The following is a 25,220-nucleotide window of genomic DNA, read 5'->3' as shown; positions in this document are numbered from 1 at the left end:
AGCAGCTTTTCGCTTCCCTCAACTTGACGTGCGCCGAAGGGAAACGGTTGCTCAATGATCCCTTACGGGTGAGTCACGATCGAACATCGGTGGCCGCACCCGCTCCGGGCTCCCCTCAAGCCTCCCCGCGGATCACCGCGAGCACTCCGTCCAGCTCGTCAGCCTTCACAAGAACGTCACGTGCCTTGGACCCCTCGCTCGGTCCGACGATCCCCCGGGACTCCATCAGGTCCATCAGCCGTCCGGCCTTCGCGAAGCCGACCCGCAGCTTGCGCTGGAGCATGGACGTGGACCCGAACTGCGTCGAGACGACCAGCTCGGCCGCCTGGCACAGCAGGTCGAGGTCGTCGCCGATCTCCTCGTCGATCTCCTTCTTCTGCTTGGTGCCCACGACGACGTCGTCCCGGAAGACCGGCGCCATCTGGTCCTTGCAGTGCTGGACGATCGCCGCGACCTCTTCCTCGGTCACGAAGGCGCCCTGCATACGGGTGGGCTTGTTGGCGCCCATCGGCAGGAACAGCCCGTCGCCCTTGCCGATCAGCTTCTCCGCGCCCGGCTGGTCGAGGATGACCCGCGAGTCGGCGAGCGAGGAGGTGGCGAAGGCGAGCCGCGAGGGCACGTTCGCCTTGATCAGACCGGTGACGACGTCCACCGACGGCCGCTGCGTGGCGAGCACCAGGTGGATGCCGGCCGCGCGAGCGAGCTGCGTGATGCGCACGATCGCGTCCTCGACGTCCCGGGGCGCGACCATCATCAGGTCGGCGAGCTCGTCCACGATCACCAGCAGATAGGGGTACGGCTGGAGCTCGCGCTCACTGCCCTCGGGCAGCTTGACCTTGCCGTTCCTGATGGCCTCGTTGAAGTCGTCGATGTGCCGGAACCCGTAGGCCGCGAGGTCGTCGTAGCGCAGGTCCATCTCGCGTACGACCCACTGGAGCGCCTCGGCGGCCCGCTTCGGGTTGGTGATGATCGGCGTGATCAGGTGCGGGATGCCCTCGTAGGCCGTCAGCTCCACGCGCTTGGGGTCGACCAGGACCATGCGCACGTCCTCGGGGGTCGCGCGCACCATGATGGACGTGATCAGGCAGTTGATGCACGACGACTTACCCGAACCGGTGGCTCCGGCGACGAGCACGTGCGGCATCTTCGCCAGGTTGGCCATCACATAGCCGCCCTCGACGTCCTTGCCGAGCGCGACCAGCATGGGATGCTCGTCCTCGGCGGCGGCCGCGAGCCGCAGCACGTCACCGAGGTTGACCATCTCCCGGTCGGTGTTGGGGATCTCGATGCCGACCGCGGACTTGCCGGGGATCGGCGAGATGATCCGCACGTCCGGACTGGCGACGGCGTAGGCGATGTTCTTGGCCAGCGCGGTGATCCGCTCGACCTTCACGGCGGGTCCGAGCTCGACCTCGTAGCGCGTGACCGTCGGCCCGCGCGTGAAGCCGGTGACGGCGGCGTCGACCTTGAACTCGGTGAAGACGTTCGTCAGCGACGCGACTATGGCGTCGTTGGCCGCGCTGCGCGCCTTGCCCGGGCCGCCGCGCTCCAGCAGGTCGAGGGAGGGCAGCGCGTAGGTGATGTCGCCGGACAGCTGGAGCTGCTCCGCGCGCGCGGGCAGCTCGCTCGGCGCCTCGGGAGCGGGCTTGGTGAGGTCGGCGACCTCGACCTTGAGCTTCTCCTGCTTGGGCTTCGCGTCCTGCTTGGGCCGGGCGGCCGGGACCGGTGTGGGCACCGGGGTCGTCTCCACGCGGTCGCCCACGCTCACGCCCTGGGTGAGGTCGGCGACCAGCGGCGAGGGCGGCAGGCCGTGCATGACCACGCCGTCCAGGTCCGCGGCGGCGGCCGCGGCGATGTCCACGGCGTCCATCTGCCGGTCCATCGCGGGCTGCGGCAGCGCGGAGCGCCTGGGACGTCCGCGACGCCGCGAGAGGGCTTCCTGCTCCGCGCCGTCGGGGTCGTACGACTCGGGCGCGGGACCGCGCCTGCGACCGCGCGCGGGCAGCGCCTCGCGCCACTGCTCGTCGTAGCGCTCGTCGTCCTCGGTGAATTCGTCCCCGCCCGGGTCGTGCACGATGCCGAGCCGCACCCCGAGCTCCCGCAGCCTTCGCGGGATGGCGTTGACCGGGGTGGCGGTGACGACGAGCAGGCCGAAGACGGTCAGCAGCACGAGCAGCGGTACGGCGAGGACCTCGCCCATGGTGTACGTCAGCGGGGTCGCCGCTCCCCAGCCGATGAGGCCGCCGGCGTCCCTTATGGCCTGCATGCCGTGGCTGCGGGCGGGCGAGCCGCAGGCGATGTGGACCTGGCCGAGCACCCCGATGAGGAGCGCCGACAGACCGATCACGATCCGGCCGTTGGCCTCGGGCTTCTCGGGGTGCCGGATGAAGCGGACGGCGATGACCGCGAGCAGTATCGGCACGAGGAGGTCGAGCCGGCCGAAGGCGCCCGTGACGATGATCTCGACGAGGTCGCCGACGGGACCGCGCAGGTTCGACCAGGTGCCGGCGGCGACGATCAGGCCGAGGCCGAGCAGCAGGAGGGCCACGCCGTCCTTCCGGTGCGCTGGGTCGAGGTTCTTCGCGCCCTGCCCTATGCCGCGGAACACCGCGCCGACGGCATGGGCGAGGCCGAGCCAGAGGGCACGGATGAGCCGGAGGACACCACCGGTGGGACTGGGCGCGGGCCTCGGCGGCACTGCCTTCTTCGCGGGGGCCTTCCTGGCGGCGGCTTTCTTCGCGGGGGCCTTCTTGGCAGCGGCCTTCTTCGCCGGACCCTTCGCGGGAGCGGCAGCCTTCTTGGCGGGCTGCTTCTTGGCTGCGGAGGGACGTGAGGCCATAGGTGTGAGATTACCGGTGGAGAAGGCAACGGACACGTGTGCCCGGTGCTTCACCCGTTCGTGTCGCTGCTGGAGAGGCACGAAACTGACGCGCGCTTGTGGAGCAGGTGAACTGACGAATGCTCACCGGCGATCCCGCGTCAGTTCTGCGAGGACACCGAGGGAGAGGGCCCGGTCCCGGGCTCCAGCGCGTCCAGCGCCCGCCGCAACCCCGTGAGTTTGCGTTCGAGATGGGCCGCGGTGGCCACCGCGGCCGCGTCCGCGGACTCGTCGTCCAGTTGCTTGGACAGCGCCTCCGCCTGCTCCTCGACCGCCGCCAGGCGCGCCGACAACTCGGCGAGCAGGCCGGCCGGCTCCTTGGCGTCGCCGACCGCGGACTTGCCGCCACCGCCCTCCAACTGGAGCCGCAGCAGCGCCGCCTGCTCCCGAAGCTGGCAGTTCTTCATGTAGAGCTCGACGAACACGGAGACCTTGGCGCGCAGCACCCACGGGTCGAACGGCTTGGAGATGTAGTCCACCGCGCCGGCCGCGTATCCCCGGAAGGTGTGGTGCGGGCCGTGGTTGATGGCGGTGAGGAAGATGATCGGGATGTCCCGGGTCCGCTCCCGCCGTTTGATGTGCGCCGCGGTCTCGAAGCCGTCCATGCCCGGCATCTGGACGTCCAGCAGAATCACCGCGAAGTCGTCCGTGAGCAGCGCTTTGAGCGCTTCCTCCCCGGACGATGCCCGCACCAGTGTCTGATCGAGCGCGGAGAGGATGGCCTCCAGCGCCAGCAGATTCTCCGGCCGGTCATCGACCAGGAGGATCTTGGCCTTCTGCACCATGGCCCGCCCTCCTCGCCCCGGATGTGCACCGGGTGCCGCCCCTGGGGACGACTCCCTTTCGCCGCCCGTCCTTGTGCCGGTCATCGTAGCCGCACCCTGTCTGTCGCCACACCCTGTCACCGCGATGTCACTGTGCACGTAGCAGAAACGAAGCGGGAGACCAGAAGGTTCCCCGAATCCCGTAGTTCTACACGGCGTCGGGCACACTGAGTCAGCAACTCCGCGTGTCCTTCGCGGATTCTCATCACTCCCCCCGCATCCACTGTTCCATCACCGACAGCAGGTGATCGGGATCGACGGGCTTGGTCACGTAGTCGGAGGCACCCGACTCGATGGCCTTCTCCCGGTCGCCCTTCATCGCCTTCGCGGTCAGCGCGATGATCGGCAGCCCGGCGAACTGCGGCATCCTGCGGATCGCCGTCGTCGTCGCGTACCCGTCCATCTCCGGCATCATGATGTCCATCAGGACGACCGCCACGTCCTCGTGCTGTTCCAGCACCTCGATGCCCTCACGGCCGTTCTCCGCGTACAGCACCGACAGCCCGTGCTGCTCGAGGACGCTGGTGAGCGCGAAGACGTTGCGGATGTCGTCGTCGACGATCAGCACCTTCTCCCCGCCGAACCGGATGCCCCGGCGCGGCTGCGGCGCGGACTGGTGCTCCACCGCCGACCACTGGTCCGGCTGTCCGATCCGCTGTTCGAGGGCGGGCGCGGTCCTGCGACGGCGCCGGAACAGCGCCGCTGCGCCGTTCTGCGTCTCCTGGTACGACTTCACCTCGGCCGGCGTCTCCACCTGGGCGCCGGACAGCCCGTTCTCCGACGTGGACGCCACCAGGTCGCCGGCCTCCAGGGCGGGCATGGACTGCTGGTAGCCCTGGGGCGGCAGTTCGCTGGGGTGCAGCGGCAAATACAGCGTGAAGGTCGATCCGCGGCCCGGCTCGCTCTGCGCGTGGATCTCACCGCCGAGCAGCTGCGCGATCTCCCGCGAGATCGACAGCCCGAGACCGGTGCCGCCGTACTTGCGGCTGGTCGTGCCGTCGGCCTGCTTGAACGCCTCGAAGATCACCCGCATCTTGCTGGCCGCGATGCCGATGCCGGTGTCGGTCACCGAGAACGCGATCAGGTCGGCGTCCGCGTCACGCAGCGAACCGGCCTCCAGCAACTGCTCCCGGATCGCCATCGGCACATCCCGCCCGGCGGGCCGGATGACCAGCTCGACGGCCCCGGAGTCGGTGAACTTCACCGCGTTGGACAGCAGGTTGCGCAGCACCTGGAGGAGGCGCTGCTCGTCGGTGTGCAGCGTGGCGGGCAGTTCGGGCGACACCCGTACCGACAGGTCGAGGCCCTTCTCCGCGGTCAGCGGCCGGAAGGTGGCCTCCACGTAGTCCACGAGCTGCACGAGCGCGATGCGTGTCGGGGAGACGTCCATCTTGCCCGCCTCGACCTTCGACAGGTCGAGGATGTCGTTGATCAGCTGGAGCAGGTCGGAACCGGCCCCGTGGATGGTCTCGGCGAACTCGACCTGCTTCGGGGTGAGGTTGGAGTCCGCGTTGTCGGCGAGCAGCTTGGCGAGGATCAGCAGCGAGTTGAGCGGTGTCCGCAGCTCGTGCGACATGTTGGCCAGGAACTCGCTCTTGTACCGCATGGATACGGCGAGCTGCTCGGCGCGCTCCTCCAGGACCTGCCGCGCTTCCTCGATCTCGGTGTTCTTGACCTCGATGTCGCGGTTCTGCTGGGCCAGCAGCTCGGCCTTCTCCTCCAGTTCGGCGTTGGACGCCTGGAGGGCCTTCTGCCGGTTCTCCAACTCGGCCGACCGCTCGCGGAGTTGCTCGGTCAGCTCCTGCGACTGCTTCAGCAGCACCTCCGTCTTGGTGTTGACGGAGATGGTGTTGACGCTGGTCGCGATCATCTCGGCGATCTGGTTGAGGAAGTCCTTCTGGATCTGCGTGAAGGGTGTGAAGGAAGCGAGCTCGATGACACCGAGCACCTTCCCCTCGAACAGCACCGGAAGGACGATCACTTGCGCGGGCGGCGCCTCTCCGAGACCGGAGGAGATCTTCAGGTAGCCGCTGGGCGCGTTCTCCACCAGGATGGTGCGCTTCTCCTCGGCGGCCGTCCCGATGAGCGCCTCCCCCGGCCGGAACGACGTCGGCATGGAGCCCATCGAGTAGCCGTACGACCCGAGCATCCGCAGCTCGTACTGGTCCTCGGCCTCGGCGCTCAGGTCCTTGCCGTCCAGGAGCGGCATCGCGACGAAGAACGCCCCGTGCTGGGCGGTCACCACCGGCGTCAGCTCGCTCATGATCAGCGAGGCCACGTCCTCCAGGTCCCGGCGGCCCTGCATGAGCGCCGAGATACGGGCCAGGTTGCCCTTGAGCCAGTCCTGCTCCTTGTTGGCGATCGTGGTGTCGCGCAGGTTGGCGATCATCTTGTTGATGTAGTCCTGGAGCTCCTGGATCTCGCCGGACGCGTCCACGTCGATCTTCAGGTTCAGGTCACCCCGGGTCACCGCGGTCGCCACACGCGCGATGGCGCGCACCTGGCGCGTAAGGTTTCCTGCCATTTCGTTCACGGACTCGGTCAGGTCCCGCCAGGTGCCGTCGACGTCCCGCACGCGTGCCTGGCCGCCGAGCTGTCCTTCGGTACCCACCTCGCGGGCCACTCGGGTGACTTCCTCGGCGAACGAGGACAGCTGATCGACCATCGTGTTGATCGTGGTCTTCAGCTCCAGGATCTCGCCGCGCGCGTCGATGTCGATCTTCTTGGTCAGGTCACCCTTGGCGATCGCCGTGGTCACCATGGCGATGTTCCGCACCTGACCGGTCAGGTTGGACGCCATCTGGTTCACCGACTCGGTGAGGTCCTTCCAGGTGCCGGCCACACCGGGCACCCGGGCCTGACCGCCCAGGATGCCGTCCGTACCCACCTCACGGGCCACCTTGGTGACCTGGTCGGCGAACGAACTCAGCGTCTTCACCATGGTGTTGAAGGTGTCCGCGAGCTGCGCGACCTCGCCGCGCGCCTCGATCGTCACCGTCCGCGTCAGGTCACCGTTGGCGACCGCGTTCGCGACCTGGGAGATGTTGCGCACCTGCATGGTCAGGTTGTTGGCCATCAGGTTCACGTTGTCGCTGAGGTCCTTCCAGATGCCCGTGACACCCGGAACGTGCGCCTGGCCGCCCAGGATGCCCTCGGTGCCCACCTCGCGGGCCACCCGGGTCACCTGCTCGGCGAAGGACGACAGCTGGTCGACCATCGTGTTGACGGTGGTGACGAGTTCGAGGATCTCGCCCTTCGCGTCGACGGTGATCTTCTTCGACAGGTCGCCCTTGGCGACCGCGGTCGTGACCTCGGCGATGTTGCGCACCTGAATGGTCAGGTTGTTCGCCATGAAGTTCACGGACTGCGTGAGGTCCTTCCAGGTGCCGGAGACCCCCTGCACCTCGGCCTGCCCGCCCAGGATGCCCTCGGTACCCACCTCACGGGCCACCCGCGTCACCTGGTCGGCGAAGCTGGAGAGCTGGTCCACCATCGTGTTGAGTGTGTTCTTCAGCTCCAGGATCTCGCCCCGGGCGTCCACGTCGATCTTCTGCGACAGGTCACCCCGGGCCACCGCGGTGGCCACCTGGGCGATGTTCCGCACCTGGGCAGTAAGGTTTCCTGCCATTCCGTTCACGGAGTCGGTGAGGTCCCGCCACACACCGGCAACCCCGGGCACCTGCGCCTGGCCGCCGAGACGGCCCTCGGTACCCACCTCACGGGCCACCCGGGTCACCTGGTCGGCGAAGGCGGAGAGCTGGTCGACCATCGTGTTGATGGTGTTCTTCAGCTCCAGGATCTCGCCGCGCGCGTCCACGTCGATCTTCTGCGACAGGTCACCCCGGGCCACCGCGGTCGTCACCTGGGCGATCTGCCGCACCTGGGAGGTGAGGTTGCCACCCATGAAGTTGACGGAGTCGGTGAGCTCCTTCCACGTCCCGGAGACCCCCGGCACGACGGCCTGACCGCCCAGCCGGCCCTCGGTGCCCACGTCCCGGGCCATCCGCGTCACCTGGTCCGCGAAGGCCGACAGCTGGTCCACCATCGTGTTCACGGTGTTCTTCAGCTGGAGCATCTCGCCGGAGACGTCCACAGTGACCTTCTGCGACAGATCACCGTTGGCCACCGCCGTCGTCACCTGGGCGATGTTCCTCACCTGACCGGTGAGGTTCCTGAACGCCGTGTTGACGGAGTCGGTGAGGTCCTTCCACGTACCGGCGGCCCCGGGCACCTGCGCCTGACCGCCCAGCTCACCCTCGACGCCGATCTCGCGGGCCACGCGCGTGACCTCGGCACCGAACGCGGACAGCTGGTCCACCATCCCGTTGACGGTGTTCTTCAGCTCCAGCATCTCGCCGGCCACGTCCACGGTGACCTTCTGCGACAGGTCACCGTTGGCCACCGCCGTCGTCACCGCGGCGATGTCCCGCACCTGAGTGGTGAGGTTCCGGAAGACCGTGTTCACCGAGTCGGTGAGGTCCTTCCACGTCCCCGCCGCACCCGGCACGTTCGCCTGCCCACCGAGCTGCCCCTCGGCCCCGACCTCGTTGGCCACACGTGTGACCTCGTCCGCGAAGATCCGCAGCGTCTCGGTCATCTGGTTGATCGTGTCGGCCAGCTGCGCGACCTCACCGCGTGCGGACACCGTGACCTTCTGCGACAGATCACCGTTGGCGACCGCCGTGGTGACCTGGGCGATCCCGCGCACCTGGGCAGTAAGGTTTCCTGCCATCAGATTCACCGAATCGGTGAGGTCCTTCCACACGCCGGCCACACCGGGCACCTGCGCCTGGCCGCCCAGCTCGCCCTCGACACCCACCTCACGGGCGACGCGGGTCACCTCGGAGGAGAAGGAGGACAGCTGGTCCACCATCGTGTTGACGGTGTTCTTCAGCTCCAGCATCTCGCCGGCCACGTGCACCGTGACCTTGCGGGACAGGTCACCCTTGGCGACCGCCGTGGTCACCAGCGCGATGTCCCGCACCTGGGCCGTCAGCCGGTACGCCATCGTGTTGACGGACTCGGTCAGGTCCTTCCAGGAACCCGACATGCCACGCACGCGTGCCTGCCCGCCGAGCTTGCCCTCGGTGCCGACCTCACTGGCCACGCGGGTGACCTCGTCGGTGAACGTCGAGAGCTGATCGACAAGGTTGTTCACAGTCCGCCCGACCTTCAGGAACTCCCCGCGCAGCGGATGCCCCGTCCCGTCCGGCGCCTGGGTCCTGAGCTCCATGCGGGGCGACAGATCGCCCTCCGCGACCGCGGACAGCACCCGGCCGACCTCGGAGACGGGCCGTACGAGATCGTCCACCAACGCGTTGGAGGCGTCGATGGCTGCCGCCCAGGAGCCCTCACAGGCACCTGTTTCCAGCCGTTCCGTGAGCTTGCCCTCACGACCCACCATGCGCCGCACCCGCGACAGCTCACCCGTCAGGTGCAGGTTGCGGTCGGCCACCTCGTTGAAAACGGCCGCGATCTCCGACATCACGCCGTCGCCGGACACCGTGAGGCGCTTGCGGAAGTTCCCGTCCCGCATGGACACCAGCGCGGCCAGCAGCCGGTTCAGGGCGGCCGTGTCCACCGCGGTGGTCCCGTTGCGTGGTTTGCGCTGGTTGCTCGGGGACTGTCCGCCTTTCGCGCGCGTCTTAGTGCCCCGCGTCGCTGCGCCAGACTCCACTGTGTCCCTCCCGCAGGGGTCGACCGTTACTGCTGTGCTCGGGTGGTGCCGCGCGGCATACCGGTTGCTGCCGCGCACTCCTGCTTACTACAGCGATATTTCAACCGGGCGTGCAAAGCCGCACCACGGGCTGCTGCCCGTCTCACGCGGAAGGCACTCGGCCTGCCCGAACCTTCTTCAGGAGCCTGCCCAGTGTTTCACCCAGGTTGAACCCGGCCATAACAGTTCGGCAGCTTCGCACATCGTCCGCACACCCTCCGGACGGAAACACTGCAGACCGGCATCCGCATGGCCGTCGAAGGTAAGTAACCTTGCATGCGGCTGTCCAGCCGAGCCGGTCCGTCCGGCCTGGGCGGTGGCACGAGCACGAGCGGGCATCGGAGGGCGGCCGCACACATGACCACCGGACTGATCCCCGGGGGACAGAACCCGGACCCCCGGCCGACGGGCGGTCTGCCGCAGCAGCGGCACCAGCCGGTCGGCCAGGCAGCCCTGCACGTCGACAACCGGTCGAGGAGTTCTGTGATCACCGCGCGCGCGGCCGCCAGCTTCGAGCCCGTCGGACGATCGGTGGCGACCGCCCGCTCGTTCGTCCGCGACACCCTCCAGGGCTGGGGATTCGCCGACATCGTCGACGACGCGGTCGTCCTGACCAGCGAACTCGTCACCAACGCGGTGGTCCACGCGGGCACGTCCGCGGACGTCCTGTGCCTGCGCAGTGACGAAGGTGTACGGATCGAGGTGGCCGACCGCTACCCCGAGCGCGAGATCCCGCTCCAGGGCCAGGCCGTCAACATGGGCAACCTGGACCGCGAGGGCGGCCGCGGCCTCCAGCTCTGCGCCGCGCTCGCCGGCCGCTGGGGCGTGGAGTACACCCCCACCCAGAAGCAGGTCTGGTTCCAGCTCGACCTGCCCGAGCGCCGGGTGGGCACCCGCACGGCCGGCCCGTCCCTGCCCGCCGACCTCCTCCCGCTGGCCGACGGCCGGGTCCGCGTCGCCGTCGTCCAGATCGACCGCACATGCGCCATCACCTCGTGGAACGAGGACGCCGAGGAACTCTTCGGTTACGCCGCCGAACAAGTGATCGGCAAGCCCCTCACCGACCTCGCGGCCTGGCCGCACACCCCCGGCACCGGCACCGGCATCGCCGAGGCCCTCCGGCTCTCGCGCTGGGAGGGCAGTTACGGCATCAGGGCCGCCAACGGCCGCGTCACTTCGGTGTACGCCTCCCACCTGCGCGTCCGCGACACCGGCGGCGAGCCCTCCACGGTCTGCCTCCTGGTCCGCGACCACGAACGGGCCGTACTCCAGACGCCGTTGCGGGTCGCCGCCTCCGACACCACGACGTCCTCCGACGGCCAGAGCACCGACCCCTTCGAGGTGTTCATCGGCTCGCCCGCCCCGGACGACCTCGACGGCCTCCTCCAGCGCACGGTCGAACGCGCCCGCGACATGCTCGACGGCGACTCCGCCTTCCTGCTCCTCGCGACCGACGACGAGACGGAGTTGGAGGTCCGCGCCTCCACCGGCCTGCCCTCCGCCCGCCAGCGCTTCGCGCGCGTGCCCGTCGAGGCGGGCCCCGGCCGCTACGGCTCCGCCCGCATGCCTGCCGTCCACGACGACCTGTCGGCCGTACCGGGCGCCGTACCCCTCCTGAACGGCACCGGGATGCGCTCGGTCGTCACCGTCCCGCTGAAGGTCGAAGGCCGCCTCACCGGCTCCCTCGGCGTGGCCGCGGAAGCCCCCGGCAGATACTCCAACGAAGAGGCCCTGCGCCTCCAATTCGCCGCCGACCGCATCGCGTTGGCCGTCGAGTCGGCCCGACTGGGCGAGCTGGAACGCCTGCGCCGCGGCTCCCTCAGCTTCCTCGTCGAGGCCTCCGACCTCCTCGCCGGCACCCTGGACCGCGACCAGACCCTGGCCCTCATGGCCCAGATGACCGTCCCGACCCTGGCCACCTGGTGCGCCGTCTACACGATCGCCGACCAGGCCTCCGAGCCCTATCTGTCGTACGTCCTGCACGAGGACGAGGAACTCATCGACGGCATCAAGTCGCTGCTCTCGAAGGTCCAGCCCCCGGACCCGGTCCCCACCCCCGGCGCCCGCGTCTGGTCCGCGCCCGGCGAGGCGGCCCATCAGGCGGCCCTGCGCAGCTCCATGCGCAGCCTCGGACTCAGCGGCGGCCCCACCCACCAGATCGCCTCCGGAATCGGCCCCACGCTCGCCACAGCGTCCGCGGTGGGCGGCGAGACCGTCGTCCTCCCCCTGGTCGCCCGCAACCGCGTCATCGGCATGCTCACCCTCGGCAAGCCCACCGACGAACACTTCCGCCAGGAAATCCTGGAACTGGCCGAGGACTTGAGCCGCCGGGCCGCCCTGGCCCTGGACAACGCCCGTCTCTACTCCGAGCGCACCGCGATCAGCCAGTCCCTCCAGCGCAGCCTCCTGCCCCCCGAGCTCCCCGAGATCGACGGCGTCGAGGTCGAGGTCATCTACCGCGCGGCCGGCGAGGGCAACGAGGTCGGCGGCGACTTCTACGACGTCTTCCCCATCAGCGACGGCGCCTACGGCTTCGCCATCGGCGACGTCTGCGGTACGGGCCCGAACGCGGCGGCGGTGACGGGCCTGGCCCGTCATGCCCTCCGCCTCCTGGCCCGCGAGGGCCTCAGCGGCCCGGCGGTCCTGGAGCGCCTGAACTCCGCGATCCTCGACGAGGGCGCCCGCAGCCGCTTCCTGACCCTGCTCTACGGCGAGTTGTGGCCGCAGGAGGACGGCAGCGCCCGCCTGAAGGTCGTCTGCGCCGGCCACCCGCTCCCGCTCCGCCTGCGCCAGGACGGCACCGTCGAACCGGCTGCCGAGCCGCAGCCGCTCCTCGGCGTCATGGAGGACCTGGAACTCTACGAGCAGACGGTCACCCTCGACCCGGGCGATGTCCTCCTCTGCGTCACCGACGGCGTCACGGAACGCCGTGAGGGCACCCGCATGCTGGGCGACGACGGCCTCGCCGACGTCCTGACCACCTGCACGGGCCTGACGGCCGGGGCGGTCGCGGCCCGCATCATGCGCGCGGTCGAGCGTTTCGCCTCCGACGCCCCGTCCGACGACATGGCGATCCTGGCGATGCGCGTCCCGGGTCTCCACAAGGACTGAGAGAAAGCACGAAAAAGGCCCCGCCCGATTGGGCGGGGCCTTTTGGCTGAGCCCCCTAACGGAATCGAACCGTTGACCTTCTCCTTACCATGGAGACGCTCTGCCGACTGAGCTAAGGGGGCCTGTCGCCTTTTCGAGGTTTCCCTCGCGGCAACGAAATAGATCATACCCCGAACAGAGCCGTGCTCCCAACCCGCTCAGAAAGCAGGCTGAAGCAGTCCCCCGAGCGCATTGCACGCGGCCACGACCCGCTGCATGTCCCGCTTGGTCAACGAGGCGTCCACGGGCAGGGCGAGCGTCTCGTCGGCGGCCCGCTCGGTCTCCGGCAGCGACACACAGCGCCGGAACTCCGGCAGCCGGTGCACGGGGGTCTTCACCGGCACCCGGCAGTCAACTCCCTTGCCGCGCAGAGCTCGAGCGAAGGCATCACGGTCCGGTCGCCCGTTCCCGGGGACCCGCACCACGTACTGCTGATAGGTGTGCCCGACCCCGCCGTCCGGCGTGCGCACGCCCCGCAGCTTCCCGTCGAGATAACAGGCCCGCTCCCGACGCTGGGCGACCTCGTCGTACGGCGCCTCGGACTCGCCCTCCTGCAGGACCAGCAGTCCGTGCCGTTGCCCGACCTCGAGCAGCCGCCGCATGTCGGCCGGCCGTCCGAAGCGATGGACGACAACGACGGCCGCGGTCCGCGGAGTTACGGCTGCGTCGACAGCGGACGCGTCAAGGCAGTAGGTCGACGGATGTATGTCCGCGAACACCGGGAGCGCACCGGCGAGTGTCACCGCCTCGGCAACCTCGACGTTCCCGAAGGCCGGTACGACGACCTCGTCACCGACTCCGACGCCGGCGGCCCTGAGCATTGCAGCAGTACCCATGCTTCGGATGGTTGTTGCGCAACGTGAACTTCAAGTGACGCACAACAAAAAAGGGTTGGACCCCGAACCGAAGTTCAGGATCCAACCCTTTGAATGATTGTTCGGCGGTGTCCTACTCTCCCACAGGGTCCCCCCTGCAGTACCATCGGCGCTGTAAGGCTTAGCTTCCGGGTTCGGAATGTAACCGGGCGTTTCCCTCACGCTATGACCACCGAAACACTATGAAACTCAGACCGGAAAACACACGGTCGTTGCCTCAGAACTAACACAGTGGACGCGAGCAAATATGGACAAGCCCTCGGCCTATTAGTACCGGTCACCTCCAGCGGTTACCCGCCTTCCAGATCCGGCCTATCAACCCAGTCGTCTACTGGGAGCCTTAACCCCTCAAAGGGGGTGGGAATACTCATCTCGAAGCAGGCTTCCCGCTTAGATGCTTTCAGCGGTTATCCCTCCCGAACGTAGCCAACCAGCCATGCCCTTGGCAGAACAACTGGCACACCAGAGGTTCGTCCGTCCCGGTCCTCTCGTACTAGGGACAGCCCTTCTCAATATTCCTACGCGCACAGCGGATAGGGACCGAACTGTCTCACGACGTTCTAAACCCAGCTCGCGTACCGCTTTAATGGGCGAACAGCCCAACCCTTGGGACCGACTCCAGCCCCAGGATGCGACGAGCCGACATCGAGGTGCCAAACCATCCCGTCGATATGGACTCTTGGGGAAGATCAGCCTGTTATCCCCGGGGTACCTTTTATCCGTTGAGCGACGGCGCTTCCACAAGCCACCGCCGGATCACTAGTCCCGACTTTCGTCCCTGCTCGACCCGTCGGTCTCACAGTCAAGCTCCCTTGTGCACTTACACTCAACACCTGATTACCAACCAGGCTGAGGGAACCTTTGGGCGCCTCCGTTACCCTTTAGGAGGCAACCGCCCCAGTTAAACTACCCATCAGACACTGTCCCTGATCCGGATCACGGACCCAGGTTAGACATCCAGCACGACCAGACTGGTATTTCAACGACGACTCACCGCGAACTGGCGTCCGCGTTTCAAAGTCTCCCAGCTATCCTACACAAGCCGAACCGAACACCAATATCAAACTGTAGTAAAGGTCCCGGGGTCTTTCCGTCCTGCTGCGCGAAACGAGCATCTTTACTCGTAGTGCAATTTCACCGGGCCTATGGTTGAGACAGTCGAGAAGTCGTTACGCCATTCGTGCAGGTCGGAACTTACCCGACAAGGAATTTCGCTACCTTAGGATGGTTATAGTTACCACCGCCGTTTACTGGCGCTTAAGTTCTCAGCTTCGCCACACCGAAATGTGACTAACCGGTCCCCTTAACGTTCCAGCACCGGGCAGGCGTCAGTCCGTATACATCGCCTTACGGCTTCGCACGGACCTGTGTTTTTAGTAAACAGTCGCTTCTCGCTGGTCTCTGCGGCCACCCCCAGCTCACCAAGTAAATTGGATCACCAGGTGTGGCCCCCCTTCTCCCGAAGTTACGGGGGCATTTTGCCGAGTTCCTTAACCATAGTTCACCCGAACGCCTCGGTATTCTCTACCTGACCACCTGAGTCGGTTTAGGGTACGGGCCGCCATGAAACTCGCTAGAGGCTTTTCTCGACAGCATAGGATCATCCACTTCACCACAATCGGCTCGGCATCAGGTCTCAGCCTCATGTGCGACGGATTTGCCTATCGCACGGCCTACACCCTTACCCCGGGACAACCACCGCCCGGGATGGACTACCTTCCTGCGTCACCCCATCACTCACCTACTGCAAGTCTGGTTCGTCGGCTCCACCACTCCCCTTTGCCCGAAGGCTCCGGGGCGGCTTCACGGACTTAGCATCGCCTGGTTCGATGTTTGACGCTTCACAGCGGGTACCGGAATATCAACCGGTTATCCATCGACTACGCCTGTCGGCCTCGCCTTAGGTCCCGACTTACCCTGGGCAGATCAGCTTGACCCAGGAACCCTTAGTCAATCGGCGCACACGTTTCCCACGTGTGTATCGCTACTCATGCCTGCATTCTCACTCGTGAACCGTCCACCACTGCCTTCCGGCGCAGCTTCACCCGGCACACGACGCTCCCCTACCCATCACAGCAGGCGTTGGCCCTATTGCTGCAATGACACGACTTCGGCGGTACGCTTGAGCCCCGCTACATTGTCGGCGCGGAATCACTAGACCAGTGAGCTATTACGCACTCTTTCAAGGGTGGCTGCTTCTAAGCCAACCTCCTGGTTGTCTCTGCGACTCCACATCCTTTCCCACTTAGCGTACGCTTAGGGGCCTTAGTCGATGCTCTGGGCTGTTTCCCTCTCGACCATGGAGCTTATCCCCCACAGTCTCACTGCCGCGCTCTCACTTACCGGCATTCGGAGTTTGGCTAAGGTCAGTAACCCGGTAGGGCCCATCGCCTATCCAGTGCTCTACCTCCGGCAAGAAACACACGACGCTGCACCTAAATGCATTTCGGGGAGAACCAGCTATCACGGAGTTTGATTGGCCTTTCACCCCTAACCACAGGTCATCCCCCAGGTTTTCAACCCTGGTGGGTTCGGTCCTCCACGAAGTCTTACCTCCGCTTCAACCTGCCCATGGCTAGATCACTCCGCTTCGGGTCTTGAGCGTGCTACTGAAACGCCCTATTCGGACTCGCTTTCGCTACGGCTACCCCACCCGGGTTAACCTCGCAACACACCGCAAACTCGCAGGCTCATTCTTCAAAAGGCACGCAGTCACGAGACACCAAGCAAGCTTGATGTCCGACGCTCCCACGGCTTGTAGGCACACGGTTTCAGGTACTATTTCACTCCGCTCCCGCGGTACTTTTCACCATTCCCTCACGGTACTATCCGCTATCGGTCACCAGGGAATATTTAGGCTTAGCGGGTGGTCCCGCCAGATTCACACGGGATTTCTCGGGCCCCGTGCTACTTGGGTGTCTCTCAAACGAGCCGCTGACGTTTCGACTACGGGGGTCTTACCCTCTACGCCGGACCTTTCGCATGTCCTTCGCCTACATCAACGGTTTCTGACTCGTCCCACGGCCGGCAGACCGTGGAAGAGAGATCCCACAACCCCGCATGCGCAACCCCTGCCGGGTCTCACACGCATACGGTTTGGCCTCATCCGGTTTCGCTCGCCACTACTCCCGGAATCACGGTTGTTTTCTCTTCCTGCGGGTACTGAGATGTTTCACTTCCCCGCGTTCCCTCCACTTGCCCTATGTGTTCAGGCAAGGGTGACAGCCCATGACGACTGCCGGGTTTCCCCATTCGGAAACCCCCGGATCAAAGCCTGGTTGACGACTCCCCGGGGACTATCGTGGCCTCCCACGTCCTTCATCGGTTCCTGGTGCCAAGGCATCCACCGTGCGCCCTTAAAAACTTGGCCACAGATGCTCGCGTCCACTGTGCAGTTCTCAAACAACGACCAGCCACCCATCACCCCCAACCGAAGCTGGAGTTCACTGGGGCCGGCATCACGAGGGGGTTCATTCCCTCAAACACCCAACAGCGTGCCCGACACACTCCCCGCTTCCCTCAACGTTCCACGCTCCGAAGAGCAGTACTAGAAGGAGAAGACGATCAAGTGTGCCGAATAATCAACGTTCCACCCATGAGCAACCACCGCAGAACGTTTGCCTGCGTAGTGGCCTCTGACCGAGCGAACCCGGTAAGAAGTGCTCCTTAGAAAGGAGGTGATCCAGCCGCACCTTCCGGTACGGCTACCTTGTTACGACTTCGTCCCAATCGCCAGTCCCACCTTCGACAGCTCCCTCCCACAAGGGGTTGGGCCACCGGCTTCGGGTGTTACCGACTTTCGTGACGTGACGGGCGGTGTGTACAAGGCCCGGGAACGTATTCACCGCAGCAATGCTGATCTGCGATTACTAGCAACTCCGACTTCATGGGGTCGAGTTGCAGACCCCAATCCGAACTGAGACAGGCTTTTTGAGATTCGCTCCACCTCACGGTATCGCAGCTCATTGTACCTGCCATTGTAGCACGTGTGCAGCCCAAGACATAAGGGGCATGATGACTTGACGTCGTCCCCACCTTCCTCCGAGTTGACCCCGGCGGTCTCCTGTGAGTCCCCGTCACCCCGAAGGGCACGCTGGCAACACAGGACAAGGGTTGCGCTCGTTGCGGGACTTAACCCAACATCTCACGACACGAGCTGACGACAGCCATGCACCACCTGTACACCGACCACAAGGGGGCGACCATCTCTGGCCGTTTCCGGTGTATGTCAAGCCTTGGTAAGGTTCTTCGCGTTGCGTCGAATTAAGCCACATGCTCCGCTGCTTGTGCGGGCCCCCGTCAATTCCTTTGAGTTTTAGCCTTGCGGCCGTACTCCCCAGGCGGGGAACTTAATGCGTTAGCTGCGGCACCGACGACGTGGAATGTCGCCAACACCTAGTTCCCACCGTTTACGGCGTGGACTACCAGGGTATCTAATCCTGTTCGCTCCCCACGCTTTCGCTCCTCAGCGTCAGTAATGGCCCAGAGATCCGCCTTCGCCACCGGTGTTCCTCCTGATATCTGCGCATTTCACCGCTACACCAGGAATTCCGATCTCCCCTACCACACTCTAGCCTGCCCGTATCGAATGCAGACCCGGGGTTAAGCCCCGGGCTTTCACACCCGACGTGACAAGCCGCCTACGAGCTCTTTACGCCCAATAATTCCGGACAACGCTTGCGCCCTACGTATTACCGCGGCTGCTGGCACGTAGTTAGCCGGCGCTTCTTCTGCAGGTACCGTCACTTGCGCTTCTTCCCTGCTGAAAGAGGTTTACAACCCGAAGGCCGTCATCCCTCACGCGGCGTCGCTGCATCAGGCTTGCGCCCATTGTGCAATATTCCCCACTGCTGCCTCCCGTAGGAGTCTGGGCCGTGTCTCAGTCCCAGTGTGGCCGGTCGCCCTCTCAGGCCGGCTACCCGTCGTCGCCTTGGTGAGCCGTTACCTCACCAACAAGCTGATAGGCCGCGGGCTCATCCTTCACCGCCGGAGCTTTCAACCACCCAAGATGCCTTGAGCAGTGGTATCCGGTATTAGACCCCGTTTCCAGGGCTTGTCCCAGAGTGAAGGGCAGATTGCCCACGTGTTACTCACCCGTTCGCCACTAATCCCCACCGAAGTGGTTCATCGTTCGACTTGCATGTGTTAAGCACGCCGCCAGCGTTCGTCCTGAGCCAGGATCAAACTCTCCGTGAATGTTTACCGGATATCCGGTGCACACATCACGAGAGCGGAACAGCCACCGGAATAAGGCGGCTATTCACAGCGTCCTCGCTGTGTTTATTTCAAAGGAACCTCGCCCCAGCCGATTGACTGGAGACGGGGTATCAACATATCTGGCGTTGATTTTTGGCACGCTGTTGAGTTCTCAAGGAACGGACGCTTCCTTTGTACTCACCCTCTCGGGCTTTCCTCCGGGCTCTTCCCTTCGGTCTTGCGTTTCCGACTCTATCAGACCGTTTCCGGTTCCGATTTCCTCGGTGCTTTCCAGGTTCCGCTTCCGCGTTTCCCTTTCCGGCGGCTCCGACTTTATCAGAGGTTCTGAGTCGGAATTCCCGCCCCCTGGAGGCTCGCCTCGGAGCACGAAGCTGCCGGGTTCCCCCTCGGGCGGAGCCGTAAACGTACTGGAGCGGGGCGCCTCGATGCAAATCGAGGCGCCCCGCTCCCAGTTCACCCGGACGGCTGTCCGACGGTCCGTCAGACCTCCACGACCACCGGGAGGATCATCGGCCTGCGGCGATACGTGTCGGAGACCCACTTGCCCAGGGTCCGCCGCACCAGCTGCTGGAGCTGGTGGGGTTCGACCACGCCGTCCTGCGCCGAGCGCTCCAGGACCTCCGTGATCCGCGGGATCACGTCGGCGAACGCCGAGTCCTCGATGCCCGAGCCGCGCGCCTGGATGTGCGGGCCGCCGGTGATCTTGCCGGTGGACGAGTCGACGACCACGAAGACCGAGATGATGCCCTCGTCGCCGAGGATCTTGCGGTCCTTGAGGGCCGGCTCGCCGACATCGCCGACCGAGAGGCCGTCGACGTAGACGTATCCCGCCTGCACCTTGCCCGAGATCTTCGCCTTGCCCTCGACGAGGTCGACGACCACGCCGTCCTCGGCGATGACGATCCGGTCGTGCGGGACGCCGGTCAGGGCGCCCAGCTCGGCGTTGGCACGGAGGTGGCGCCATTCGCCGTGGACCGGCATCAGGTTCCGGGGCCGGCAGATGTTGTAGAAGTACAGGAGCTCGCCCGCGGACGCGTGGCCCGAGACGTGCACCTTGGCGTTGCCCTTGTGGACGACGTTGGCGCCCCAGCGGGTCAGGCCGTTGATCACGCGGTAGACCGCGTTCTCGTTGCCCGGGATCAGCGACGACGCGAGGATCACGGTGTCGCCGTTGACGATCCGGATCTGGTGGTCGCGGTTGGCCATGCGGGACAGGGCGGCCATCGGTTCGCCCTGGGAGCCCGTGCAGACCAGGACCACCTCGTGGTCGGGGAGGTCGTCGAGCGTCTTGACGTCGACCACCAGGCCCGGGGGGACCTTGAGGTACCCGAGGTCCCGCGCGATCCCCATGTTGCGGACCATCGAGCGGCCGACGAAGGCAACCCGGCGGCCGTACTCATGGGCCGCGTCCAGGATCTGCTGGATGCGGTGGATGTGGCTCGCGAAGCTCGCCACGATGATCCGCTTGCGGGCGTTGGCGAAGACCTGCCGCAGGACGTTGGAGATGTCCTTCTCCGGCGGGACGAAGCCCGGGACCTCGGCGTTCGTCGAGTCGGAGAGGAGGAGGTCGATGCCCTCCTCGCTCAGCCGCGCGAAGGCGTGCAGGTCCGTGAGGCGGCCGTCCAGCGGGAGCTGGTCCATCTTGAAGTCGCCGGTGTGGACCACCATGCCGGCCGGGGTGCGGATGGCGACGGCCAGGGCGTCCGGGATGGAGTGGTTGACCGCGACGAACTCGCAGTCGAAGGGGCCGATGCGTTCGCGGTGCCCCTCCGCCACCTCGAGGGTGTACGGGCGGATGCGGTGCTCCTGGAGCTTGGCCTCGATGAGCGCGAGGGTCAGCTTGGAGCCGATGAGCGGGATGTCCGGCTTCTCGCGCAGGAGGAAGGGGACGCCGCCGATGTGGTCCTCGTGGCCGTGCGTGAGGACGATGCCCTCGATGTCGTCGAGGCGGTCCCTCACGGACGAGAAGTCCGGCAGGATCAGGTCGATTCCGGGCTGCTCCTCCTCCGGGAAGAGCACACCGCAGTCGACGATGAGCAGGCGGCCGCCGTACTCGAAGACCGTCATGTTTCGGCCGATCTCGCCGAGACCGCCGAGGGGGGTGACCCGCAGGCCGCCCTCGGGGAGCGGCGGCGGCGGGGCCAGTTCAGGATGCGGATGACTCAAAAGACTCTCCTCACCACGCACGCCACGTACCGGTGGGCACGTGGCGCGCGTGACGTTCGTGCGTGTAGCAGTTGTCGTTGTGGTGTGCGGGCACCGGTGGCCCGCGTATTCAGTTGTTGAGTCTGGTTGCGCGCCCGGCGCGCGAAGTCTGGTGTTAGAGCTGTACCCCGCCGGCGGCAAGATCGATCTTGAGCTGCTCGATCTCTTCGGAAGAGAGCTCGACCATGGGGGCGCGAAGGGGTCCGGCGGGGAGCCCCTGGAGGGCGAGCGCCGCCTTGGTGGTCATCACGCCCTGGGTGCGGAACATGCCCGTGTAGACCGGGAGCAGCTTCTGGTGGATCTCGGTGGCCTTCTGGACGTCGCCGGAGGTGAACGCCTCGACCAGGGCGCGCAGATCCGGGGTGACCACATGGCCGACGACCGAGACGAAGCCGACCGCGCCCACGGAGAGCAGCGGGAGGTTCAGCATGTCGTCGCCGGAGTACCAGGCGAGGCCCGAGCGGGCGATGGCCCAGCTGGCGCGGCCGAGGTCGCCCTTGGCGTCCTTGTTGGCGACGATCCGCGGGTGTTCCGCGAGACGGACCAGGGTCTCGCTGTTGATCGGCACGCCGCTGCGCCCGGGGATGTCGTAGAGCATGACCGGCAGCTCGGCGGCGTCGGCGACGGCCTTGAAGTGCCGGTACAGGCCTTCCTGCGGGGGCTTGTTGTAGTACGGCGTGACGATGAGCAGGCCGTGTGCGCCGGTGCGTTCGGCCGCGCGGGCGAGCTCGATGCTGTGGTGGGTGTCGTTGGTGCCGACTCCGGCGACGACGTGGGCGCGGTTGCCGACCGCCTCCAGTACGGCTCGTACGAGGTCCGATTTCTCCGCGTCACTGGTGGTGGGAGACTCGCCGGTGGTGCCGTTGATGATCAGGCCGTCGTTGCCTGCGTCCACCAGGTGGGTGGCGAGCCGCTGTGCGCCGTCGAGGTCGAGTGCGCCGTCCGCCGTGAACGGCGTGACCATGGCGGTGAGGACCCGCCCGAAGGGGGTCTGCGGAGTGGAGGTCGGAGCCATGGCATACACGCTACTCGGTGCTCATCGGACGGTCTGCCCTCGGGGGCTCGGAAAAGTCCGGACAAATGCGGAGCCCGGCACTGCCTGCTCGGGGGTTCAAGCAGTGCCGGGTCCGTTTGATCAGGCTAGATGAACTTCTCCAAATGCCGCAATACGGACACTTCGCGAGGTGGACCCGTACATCTGTGCCCTGCAGCGAAACAGGCGTCCGTTACGGCGCCACACGGCCGTTCGCATTGAAGGCGGCGTAGGTGAGCGGCATGAGCTTGGCCCACTCCGCCTCCATCTTCTCGCCGACCATCTCGATCTCCCGCTGCGGGAAGGACGGGACCTTCGCCTGTTCGTGCTGGGTGCGCAGACCGAGGAAGTGCATCAGCGAGCGGGCGTTGCAGGTGGCGTACATCGAGGAGAACAGGCCGACGGGCAGGACCGAACGGGCGACCTCGCGGGCGACGCCCTGCGCGAGCATGTCCTGGTAGGCCCGGTATGCCTGGCGGTACGACTCCTCCATCGCGTGCCCGACGGACTCGTGCTGCTCCGGGGTGCCCTCGACGAAGACGTACTTGCCCGGGCGGCCCTGCTGGACGAGCTTGCGGTCGGGGCCGGGGACGTAGAAGACGGGCTGGAGCTCCCGGTAGCGGCCGGACTCCTCGTTGTAGGACCAGCCCACGCGGTGCCGCATGAACTCGCGGAAGACGAGGATCGGGGCGCTGATGAAGAAGGTCATGGAGTTGTGCTCGAACGGGCTGCCGTGCCGGTCCCGCATGAGGTAGTTGATCAGCCCCTTGGAGCGCTCCGGGTCCTTGTTCAGCTCGTCCAGGGACTGCTCTCCGACGGTCGACACCCTGGCGGCGAACAGCACGTCGGAGTCGGCCGCACTGTGCTTGACCAGTTCGACGGTGACGTCGTCGCGCAGTTCGATCTTGAAATCGTCGTCGGGGGTGGAGGTCACGTTCGGGGGGTTCCTTCCCATCACATCGGCGGTCGGCGCCCACTCTACGCGTGAACCGATTTGCCAATAGAGGGCACCATTTGCGGTACCCGCTCGTCTGTACAGGCAGGAGTTGTCTGTTCGATCCCCGAAGGGAGAAGTACCCCCATGCTGTTGCGTCGGCGCGAGCCCGTACCGTTCGCCTTCCTCGCCGAAGCCGACAGGTTCCGCAGCGATGTCACCCCGCCGCCCCGGGAGCGCGCGTCCGCCGGTGAGATAGCCGGGCGTTGGCTGCTGGGGCTGACGATCGTCGCCGGACTCGTGGGCTCACTGGTTCTCGGGATGCCGGCGCTGTCGCAGGATCAGGCGCCCTCACAGAGCCAGCAGTCCCAGGCGTCCCAGGGGCACTGACTCAGACGGGCCCCCTGAAGTGGCTCATGACAACACCGGCGGATAGCCTCACCGGGCACAGCCCACGCCTGGATCGAGTGAGGACCCGCCGTGCCCCTGCCCTTCCTGACGGCCGACCGCGCATTCGACACGACGGACGACGTCGCGTTGCCGTTCGACGACCGTGACCGCTGGCGGCGCCCCTACCGGCCCGGTCCGTGGCGGGTGGGTGTGGCGGCGATCCTGCTGCTGCTCGCGTCGTACGTGCTGTTCGCGGCGGTGATCATCGCGCTGACCGACTCGCCGTCGGAGGCCGGCGTGGTCCTCGGCATCGCGCTGCTCGTCATCCTGGGCTCGCTGCGGCTGCTGCGTATGGGGGTGTGGGTGAGCGCCCGCGGGGTCCGTCGGGTGGGCTTCCTGGTCACCCGCACGGTGTCCTGGGACCAGGTCGTCGCCGTGCGCACGGCCCAGCAGCCGGTGCGCTGGCTCGGACTCCCGCGCACCGTCCAGGGACAGGCCCTGACCCTCGTACGGCAGGGCCGGGCGCCGGAGGACGTGCCGCCGCTGCTGACCACGCACAACGCGGACTTCCTCGCGCGCGGCCAGGCCTTCGACCGGGCCGCGGACGCGGTGGAGGCGTGGGCTGCGGAGTACGGGCGGGTCTGAGCCGGACAGACGTCGAAGGGGCCGATCCGCGGCGAACGCGGACCGGCCCCTTCGGTGTGCGTGAGGCCAAGCCTCAATGTTCGGTGCTGTGGGGCCAGGCCCCGATGTCGGTGCTGGGCGGCCAGGCCCCGACGTCGGTGCCGGGCCGCTAGGCCTCGATCGTCCTGCCGTCGTGCAGGGCTATCGCGCGCTGCATCGCCTTGCGGGCGCGCGGGGTGTCGCGGGCGTCGTGGTAGGCGACGGCGAGGCGGAACCAGCTGCGCCAGTCGTCGGGGGCGGCCTCCGTCTCGGCCTTGCGTTTGGCGAAGACCTCGTCGGCCGAGTCGCGGTCGATCCGGCCGGCGGGCGTGCGCTTCAGTTCGTCGACGGGCAGACCGCCCTCGGCGTCGAGTTCGGCGGCGAGGGCGTTGGCCCTGCGGACGAACTGGGTGTTCTTCCACAGGAACCACAGGCCGATCACCGGCAGGATCAGCACCGCGACGCCGAACGTGACGGTGACCACGGTGCCGGACTCGATCAGCATGACGCCGCGGCTGCCGACCAGGACGAAGTAGAAGACCAGGACGGCGGCCGTGACGGCGTAGGACAGCTTGGCGCGCATCAGCCCAGGTCCAGGAAGTTCTCCAGGCCGAAGGTCAGGCCCGGGGTCGTGACCACGCGGCGGGCGCCGAGCAGGATGCCCGGCATGAAGCTGCTGTGGTGGAGGGAGTCGTGGCGGATCGTCAGGGTCTCGCCCTCGCCGCCGAGCAGGACCTCCTGGTGGGCCAGCAGACCGCGCAGCCGGACGGAGTGGACCGGGACGCCGTCGACGTCCGCGCCGCGCGCTCCGTCCAGGGCCGTCTCCGTGGCGTCCGGCGCGGGGGCGGTGCCCGCCTCGGCGCGGGCGGAGGCGATCAGCTGGGCGGTGCGCGTGGCGGTGCCCGAAGGGGCGTCGACCTTCTTCGGGTGGTGCAGCTCGATGACCTCCACCGACTCGAAGTACGGCGCGGCGATCTGCGCGAACTTCATGTTCAGTACGGCCCCGATGGAGAAGTTGGGCGCGATGAGCACGCCGGTCTCCGGGGAGGCGGCGAGCCAGCCGTCGAGCTGCGCGAGCCGCTCGTCGGTCCACCCCGTCGTCCCTACGACCGCGTGGATGCCGTGGCCGAGGCAGTACTCCAGGTTCTCCATCACCGAGGCGGGCGTGGTCAGTTCGACGGCGACCTGGGCGCCCGTCTCGGCGAGGGTCTCCAGCTTGTCGCCCCGGCCGAGAGCGGCGACCAGTTCCATGTCCTCGGCGGCCTCCACGGCCCTGACCGCCTCGGAACCGATCCGGCCCTTGGCACCGAGGACCGCCACGCGCAGCTTGCTCAT

At 66.6% G+C, this 25,220-nt stretch carries 12 protein-coding genes, 1 tRNA gene and 3 rRNA genes; 3 read left to right on the top strand and 13 right to left on the bottom strand.

Annotated features, from left to right (window positions below; translation table 11 throughout):
* Positions 1-115: 115 nt before the first annotated feature.
* The 3 genes from AC2XR2_RS32505 to AC2XR2_RS32495 all read right to left on the bottom strand — a co-directional run bounded on the left by AC2XR2_RS32505 (position 116) and on the right by AC2XR2_RS32495 (position 9,379).
* Positions 116-2,839: a DNA translocase FtsK gene (locus AC2XR2_RS32505; RefSeq protein ID WP_491516974.1), complete on the bottom strand. Its 2,724-nt coding sequence runs from the start codon at positions 2,837-2,839 to the stop codon at positions 116-118.
* A 140-nt stretch (positions 2,840-2,979) separates the two neighbouring features.
* Entirely contained in the window at positions 2,980-3,663 is a 684-nt protein-coding gene (locus AC2XR2_RS32500) for a response regulator (RefSeq protein WP_330264053.1), read from the bottom strand.
* A gap of 244 nt (positions 3,664-3,907) precedes the next feature.
* The gene (locus AC2XR2_RS32495) at positions 3,908-9,379 is read right to left on the bottom strand and encodes a HAMP domain-containing protein (protein ID WP_381306532.1); all 5,472 of its coding nucleotides are present in this window, start codon (positions 9,377-9,379) and stop codon (positions 3,908-3,910) included.
* Positions 9,380-9,775: 396 nt separating this feature from the next.
* Here AC2XR2_RS32495 and AC2XR2_RS32490 point away from each other — a divergent pair, with 396 nt between their 5' ends.
* Positions 9,776-12,529, top strand: coding sequence for a SpoIIE family protein phosphatase (locus AC2XR2_RS32490; protein ID WP_330264055.1), 2,754 nt, complete (start codon positions 9,776-9,778; stop codon positions 12,527-12,529).
* 49 nt (positions 12,530-12,578) lie between these two features.
* On the opposite strand, the gene AC2XR2_RS32485 is transcribed toward AC2XR2_RS32490, so the two are convergent.
* The 8 genes from AC2XR2_RS32485 to thyX form a co-directional block, all read right to left on the bottom strand.
* Positions 12,579-12,651, bottom strand: a tRNA-Thr gene (locus AC2XR2_RS32485).
* Positions 12,652-12,726: 75 nt separating this feature from the next.
* Complete coding sequence (locus tag AC2XR2_RS32480; RefSeq protein WP_381306537.1) at positions 12,727-13,389, bottom strand: DegT/DnrJ/EryC1/StrS family aminotransferase; 663 nt, start codon at positions 13,387-13,389, stop codon at positions 12,727-12,729.
* Between the two features lie 114 nt (positions 13,390-13,503).
* A 5S ribosomal RNA gene (rrf, locus tag AC2XR2_RS32475) occupies positions 13,504-13,620 on the bottom strand.
* Between the two features lie 70 nt (positions 13,621-13,690).
* Positions 13,691-16,813, bottom strand: a 23S ribosomal RNA gene (locus AC2XR2_RS32470).
* Between the two features lie 300 nt (positions 16,814-17,113).
* A 16S ribosomal RNA gene (locus tag AC2XR2_RS32465) occupies positions 17,114-18,639 on the bottom strand.
* The 16S, 23S and 5S rRNA genes sit together here, the layout of an rRNA operon.
* Before the next feature lie 501 nt (positions 18,640-19,140).
* On the bottom strand, positions 19,141-20,826 hold the full coding sequence (locus AC2XR2_RS32460) for a ribonuclease J (RefSeq protein ID WP_381309005.1): 1,686 nt from the start codon (positions 20,824-20,826) through the stop codon (positions 19,141-19,143).
* 154 nt (positions 20,827-20,980) lie between these two features.
* Positions 20,981-21,880 carry a 4-hydroxy-tetrahydrodipicolinate synthase gene (gene dapA / locus AC2XR2_RS32455; protein WP_491516973.1) on the bottom strand — a complete coding sequence of 300 codons (900 nt, stop codon included), beginning with the start codon at positions 21,878-21,880 and terminating at the stop codon, positions 20,981-20,983.
* Between the two features lie 211 nt (positions 21,881-22,091).
* A complete protein-coding gene (gene thyX, locus AC2XR2_RS32450) occupies positions 22,092-22,832 on the bottom strand; it encodes an FAD-dependent thymidylate synthase (RefSeq protein ID WP_330264058.1) in 741 nt (246 codons plus the stop codon).
* A gap of 150 nt (positions 22,833-22,982) precedes the next feature.
* Between thyX and AC2XR2_RS32445 the strand changes: the two genes are divergently transcribed.
* Positions 22,983-23,222, top strand: coding sequence for a hypothetical protein (locus AC2XR2_RS32445; RefSeq protein ID WP_330269584.1), 240 nt, complete (start codon positions 22,983-22,985; stop codon positions 23,220-23,222).
* 90 nt (positions 23,223-23,312) lie between these two features.
* Complete coding sequence (locus AC2XR2_RS32440; protein ID WP_449350020.1) at positions 23,313-23,867, top strand: SCO5741 family PH domain-containing membrane protein; 555 nt, start codon at positions 23,313-23,315, stop codon at positions 23,865-23,867.
* A 148-nt stretch (positions 23,868-24,015) separates the two neighbouring features.
* On the opposite strand, the gene AC2XR2_RS32435 is transcribed toward AC2XR2_RS32440, so the two are convergent.
* Both AC2XR2_RS32435 and dapB read right to left on the bottom strand, forming a co-directional pair.
* Complete coding sequence (locus AC2XR2_RS32435) at positions 24,016-24,468, bottom strand: tetratricopeptide repeat protein (RefSeq protein ID WP_123763444.1); 453 nt, start codon at positions 24,466-24,468, stop codon at positions 24,016-24,018.
* Positions 24,468-25,220 (bottom strand): 4-hydroxy-tetrahydrodipicolinate reductase, encoded by a 753-nt coding sequence (gene dapB, locus AC2XR2_RS32430; protein WP_381308997.1) that lies wholly within the window; start codon positions 25,218-25,220, stop codon positions 24,468-24,470. The genes AC2XR2_RS32435 and dapB overlap by 1 nt, the downstream gene beginning before the upstream one ends.

The organism is Streptomyces sp. LS-MS-L19, assembly GCF_058382285.1.
The sequence above is the reverse complement of the archived record's forward strand: the minus strand, read 5'-3'. Positions and strand labels throughout refer to the sequence as shown.